This window comes from Adhaeribacter terrigena (assembly GCF_016623615.1).
Classification (GTDB): domain Bacteria; phylum Bacteroidota; class Bacteroidia; order Cytophagales; family Hymenobacteraceae; genus Adhaeribacter_A; species Adhaeribacter_A terrigena.
The window spans coordinates 1-5,973 of record NZ_JAEHFX010000017.1 but is presented as its reverse complement, the minus strand read 5'-3'; the positions used below and the strand labels follow the sequence as shown (position 1 = coordinate 5,973).

Below are 5,973 nucleotides of genomic sequence, written 5' to 3'. Positions count from 1 at the left end.
GGTTTGCGGGGAAAGAAAAAGGGCTTGAGCGGTTTACGAACCGCGTTTTTAAGCTTCAAAAGATTTTAAAATAATTTAGTTTTAAAATTTGGAGAATAAGAAAGAAGCCTGCATCTTTGCACTCCCTTACCGAAAGGGAAAAAGGAATTGAAATATTGAAAAGGTCACCTGGCTGAGTAAGCTGCTTTGTATAATAATAAGCAGCAAGGTTAAAGCCGGGACTTGGAAAAAGAAACGCTAAATATTTGTAAAAATAATTTGGTAGTTAAAATAAAAAGCAAGACCTTTGCACACCGAAAAACACGGAGCCTTAAAACGGTCAAGGGTTTTAAGGTCAGAAAAAAAGAGAATACTACTTCACCGGTTGGGTTTGAAGGGAAGAGAAAAAAAGAGTGATGATGAATAGGTTTCTTGCTTAGCAGCGATGCGGCAGGGAGCCCGGTTAACGGAAAGATGTTCTGTTAAAAAGTTCTTTGAATAGTTGGAAAAAGAAAAGACAAACCGCAAAGTGCAATTAATTGCCTTCGGGCATTAAGGGTTTCTTTGTCAAAAACAAGAGCGTTAAGCGATCAAGCATACTACATAGTCCCGATTCAGATCGGGATGTAAATTAATTTATACAATGGAGAGTTTGATCCTGGCTCAGGATGAACGCTAGCGGCAGGCCTAATACATGCAAGTCGAACGAGATCAGGCAGCAATGCCTGGTTTAGTGGCGCACGGGTGCGTAACGCGTATGCAACCTACCTTAAACTGGGGGATAGCCCGGGGAAACCCGGATTAATACCGCATAATACCTTTTGATGGCATCTGAAGAAGGTTAAAGATTTATTGGTTTAAGATGGGCATGCGTGCCATTAGCTAGTTGGTAGGGTAACGGCCTACCAAGGCTACGATGGCTAGGGGTTCTGAGAGGATGATCCCCCACACTGGTACTGAGATACGGACCAGACTCCTACGGGAGGCAGCAGTAGGGAATATTGGGCAATGGACGGAAGTCTGACCCAGCCATGCCGCGTGCAGGATGAAGGCCTTCTGGGTTGTAAACTGCTTTTATCTGGGAAGAAAACACCTATGCGTAGGAAACTGACGGTACCAGATGAATAAGCACCGGCTAACTCCGTGCCAGCAGCCGCGGTAATACGGAGGGTGCAAGCGTTGTCCGGATTTATTGGGTTTAAAGGGTGCGTAGGCGGCCCTGTAAGTCAGTGGTGAAAGCCTCCAGCTCAACTGGAGAACTGCCATTGATACTGCAGGGCTTGAGTACAGACGAGGTTGGCGGAATTGATGGTGTAGCGGTGAAATGCATAGATACCATCAAGAACTCCGATTGCGTAGGCAGCTAACTAGGCTGTAACTGACGCTGAGGCACGAAAGCGTGGGGAGCGAACAGGATTAGATACCCTGGTAGTCCACGCCGTAAACGATGATTACTCGATGTCGGCGATAAACTGTCGGCGTCTTAGCGAAAGCGTTAAGTAATCCACCTGGGGAGTACGCCCGCAAGGGTGAAACTCAAAGGAATTGACGGGGGCCCGCACAAGCGGTGGAGCATGTGGTTTAATTCGATGATACGCGAGGAACCTTACCTAGGCTAGAATGCGCGTGACCGATCCAGAGATGGATCTTTCCTTCGGGACACAAAGCAAGGTGCTGCATGGCCGTCGTCAGCTCGTGCCGTGAGGTGTTGGGTTAAGTCCCGCAACGAGCGCAACCCCTATCTTTAGTTGCCAGCACATTATGGTGGGGACTCTAAAGAGACTGCCTGCGCAAGCAGTGAGGAAGGTGGGGATGACGTCAGGTCATCATGGCCCTTACGCCTAGGGCTACACACGTGCTACAATGGGCGGTACAAAGGGTTGCTACTTAGTGATAAGATGCCAATCTCAAAAAGCCGCTCTCAGTTCGGATCGAAGTCTGCAACTCGACTTCGTGAAGCTGGAATCGCTAGTAATCGCGTATCAGCAATGACGCGGTGAATACGTTCCCGGGCCTTGTACACACCGCCCGTCAAGCCATGGAAGTCAGGGAGACCTGAAGACGGTGCCCGTTAAAGGAGCCGTTTAGGGTAAAACTGGTAACTGGGGCTAAGTCGTAACAAGGTAGCCGTACCGGAAGGTGCGGCTGGATCACCTCCTTTCTGGAGCTGATCGCTTGTCAAGACGCCTTTATTAGGCGACTTAATGTAAACTACGGTTTACAAACAGGTTGTCAGGTTTGTTTTTTCTTTTCCTTTTATTCAAAAGTTATTGACATGACCATGTTGCACGAAAGTGCTTCAGGTACAGTTTTCAGCGTGCCTAGTGCACAAAGAATGCGGGCTTGTAGCTCAGGTGGTTAGAGCGCTACACTGATAATGTAGAGGTCCGTGGTTCGAGTCCACGCAGGCCCACTCATAGTACCCAGGCGACTGGAATACGAAGGGGGATTAGCTCAGCTGGCTAGAGCGCCTGCTTTGCACGCAGGAGGTCAACGGTTCGACTCCGTTATTCTCCACTGAATACGAGATTACATAAGTAAAGACGGCAGGTTTTTACTTCTAAACGTAAGGATTTTGATTAGCTCCTGGCTTCTTCTACATAGGAAAGGCAGTACAGTGGTTAAGAGTAATTACGATAAAGTTCTTTGACATATTGGCAAGAGAGAATAATACTAGAGTATTGAACATAAGTTTAATAGTAACCGAGTTCACAAGCAGCAATGATGAGCAATCATCAGAACTAAAGTGAACAAAGAATAATATTTAAGAAAGTTACAAAGGGCGTATGGGGGATGCCTAGGGTCTTGAAGGCGATGAAAGACGTGATAAGCTGCGATAAGCTGCGGGGATTGGCACATACGAGGTGATCCGCAGATTTCTGAATGGGGCAACCCGGCTAGTTGAAGACTAGTCACCCTTAGGGGAGCGAACCCGGAGAACTGAAACATCTAAGTACCCGGAGGAAGAGAAAATAATAATGATTTCCTGAGTAGTGGCGAGCGAAAGGGAAAGAGCCCAAACCCATTTGGTTACGGCCAAATGGGGGTTGTAGGACCACGACATGAGACTAAAAAAGGAAGCTAAACTACCTGGAAAGGTAGGCCATAGAGGGTGATAGCCCCGTCAGCGTAAGCTTTTTAGCTCTAGTGGTATCCTGAGTAGGGCGGGACCAGAGAAATCCCGTCTGAATCTGCCGGTACCATCCGGTAAGGCTAAATACTTTCAAGACACCGATAGTGAACCAGTACCGTGAGGGAAAGGTGAAAAGAACCTTGAATAAAGGAGTGAAATAGAACCTGAAACCATACGCTTACAAGCGGTCGGAGGCCTTTCGTGGGCTGACGGCGTGCCTTTTGCATAATGAGCCTACGAGTTACTCCTCTCTGGCAAGGTTAAGCCTATTGATGGGCGGAGCCGCAGCGAAAGCGAGTCTGAACAGGGCGCACAGTCAGAGGGGGTAGACGCGAAACTTTGTGATCTACCCATGACCAGGTTGAAGTTGCGGTAACACGCAATGGAGGACCGAACCAGTTAACGTTGAAAAGTTTTTGGATGAGTTGTGGGTAGGGGTGAAAGGCCAATCAAACTGAGAAATAGCTCGTACTCCCCGAAATGTTTTTAGGAACAGCCTCGAGGTCGAGTCTGCTAGAGGTAGAGCTACCAATAGGACTAGGGGGTGTCAAAGCCTACCGAATCCTGATGAACTCCGAATGCTAGTAGATATACTCGGGAGTGAGGCTCTGGGTGCTAAGGTCCAGGGCCGAGAGGGAAAGAACCCAGACCATCAGCTAAGGTCCCTAAATTTATGCTAAGTTGAACAAAGGAGGTCCAGTTGCATTGACAGCCAGGATGTTGGCTTGGAAGCAGCCATTCATTTAAAGAGTGCGTAACAGCTCACTGGTCGAGCGACAGGGCATCGATAATAATCGGGCATCAAGCATAATACCGAAGCTATGGATTGTAGTAATACAGTGGTAGGGGAGCATTCTCTGCAGCAGTGAAGGTGTCTGGTAATGGATGCTGGAGCGCAGAGAAAAGCAAATGTAGGCATAAGTAACGATAATGCGGGTGAGAAACCCGCACGCCGTAAGACTAAGGTTTCCTGAACAACGCTAATCGGTTCAGGGTTAGTCGGGTCCTAAGACAAAGCCGAAGGGCTAAGCCGATGGACAACAGGTTAATATTCCTGTACCAGCTTTATTGAGTGATGTGGTGACGGAGTAGTGAAAGGTCTGCGCACTGACGGAATAGTGCGTTGAATGCCGTAGGTATTGGTTTGGTAGGCAAATCCGCCAGACTAGCTGAAAGCAGATAGTACTCCACGGCTTCGGCCACGGAGATAATGACCCTAATCAGACTTCCAAGAAAACCCGCTAAGCGTTTACAATAAAGCTGCCCGTACCGCAAACCGACACAGGTAGTCGAGGAGAGTATCCTAAGGCGCTCGAGTGAATCACGGCCAAGGAACTCGGCAAAATGGCCCTGTAACTTCGGGAGAAGGGGCGCTTCCTTGTAGCAATACAAGAAGCCGCAGTGAAAAGGCCCAGGCGACTGTTTAACACAAACACATGGCTATGCGAAATCGAAAGATGAAGTATATGGCCTGACACCTGCCCGGTGCCGGAAGGTTAAGAGGGGGGGTTAGCCGCAAGGCGAAGCTCTGAATCGAAGCCCCGGTAAACGGCGGCCGTAACTATAACGGTCCTAAGGTAGCGAAATTCCTTGTCGGGTAAGTTCCGACCTGCACGAATGGTGTAACGATCTGGGCGCTGTCTCAGCCGTGAGCTCGGTGAAATTGTAGTCTCGGTGAAGATGCCGAGTACCCGCAACGGGACGGAAAGACCCCGTGCACCTTTACTATAGCTTAACATTGACTCTGGGTAACTCATGTGTAGGATAGGTGGGAGTCTATGAAGCGGTGTCGCCAGGCATCGTGGAGACAACGTTGAAATACCACCCTTGAGTTACTTGGAGCCTAATCTGGAAAACGGAGACATTGTTTGGTGGGTAGTTTGACTGGGGTGGTCGCCTCCAAAAGAGTAACGGAGGCTTTCAAAGGTACCCTCAGCACGCTTGGTAACCGTGCGCAGAGTGCAATAGCAGAAGGGTGCTTGACTGTGAGGCCTACAAGCCGAGCAGGGTCGAAAGACGGATATAGTGATCCGGTGGTTCCGCATGGAAGGGCCATCGCTCAAAGGATAAAAGGTACGCCGGGGATAACAGGCTGATCTCCCCCAAGAGCTCATATCGACGGGGAGGTTTGGCACCTCGATGTCGGCTCGTCACGTCCTGGGGCTGGAGAAGGTCCCAAGGGTTCGGCTGTTCGCCGATTAAAGTGGCACGCGAGCTGGGTTCAGAACGTCGTGAGACAGTTCGGTCCCTATCTGTTGTGGGCGTAAGAAGTTTGAGAGGACCTGACCTTAGTACGAGAGGACCGGGTTGGACAAGCCGCTGGTGCACCTGTTGTATCGCCAGATGCAGCGCAGGGTAGCTACGCTTGGTCGAGATAAGCGCTGAAAGCATCTAAGTGCGAAACTCACCTCAAGATGAGACTTCTTTTAAGGGCCGTTATAGATGATGACGTTGATAGGAAGCAGGTGTAAAGGTAGAAATACCAAAGCCGAGCTTTACTAATTGCCCGTTCGCTTTCTTAAACTCTAAGTTCCCTAACCATTTATTATTTTCTCTTGCCATACTTGTCAAATCCCTTCTTTAGATATTGGATACTATACCTTAGTATCTGGATTAAAAAGAAAGAAATAGATCTTTATAAAATATTTTCCTCAAATCGCTGAGGACGTTTACAGCAGCAGGCTGAAGACGAAAAGCAATGGTGGTTATAGCGCGGGTGTTCACCTCTTCCCATTCCGAACAGAGAAGTTAAGCCCCGTAGCGCCAATGGTACTGCCGTCAAAGGTGGGAGAGTAGGTAGCCGCCAACCCCATTTATCCAAAAACCCCAACTTAGAAATAGGTTGGGGTTTTTGCGTTTGG

General features: G+C 48.8%; 2 tRNA genes and 3 rRNA genes. All 5 read left to right on the top strand.

Features of this window, described 5'->3' with window-relative positions:
* Window positions 1–619: 619 nt before the first annotated feature.
* The 5 genes from I5M27_RS18420 to rrf all read left to right on the top strand — a co-directional run bounded on the left by I5M27_RS18420 (window position 620) and on the right by rrf (window position 5,921).
* A 16S ribosomal RNA gene (locus I5M27_RS18420) occupies window positions 620–2,140 on the top strand.
* A 178-nt stretch (window positions 2,141–2,318) separates the two neighbouring features.
* A tRNA-Ile gene (locus I5M27_RS18415) sits at window positions 2,319–2,392 on the top strand.
* Between the two features lie 30 nt (window positions 2,393–2,422).
* Window positions 2,423–2,496: transfer RNA gene (locus I5M27_RS18410), tRNA-Ala, on the top strand.
* Window positions 2,497–2,745: 249 nt separating this feature from the next.
* Window positions 2,746–5,634, top strand: a 23S ribosomal RNA gene (locus I5M27_RS18405).
* A gap of 175 nt (window positions 5,635–5,809) precedes the next feature.
* Window positions 5,810–5,921 (top strand): 5S ribosomal RNA (gene rrf, locus I5M27_RS18400).
* Together the 16S, 23S and 5S rRNA genes with 2 tRNA genes alongside form the textbook arrangement of a ribosomal RNA operon.
* The last annotated feature ends 52 nt before the right edge of the window (window positions 5,922–5,973 follow it).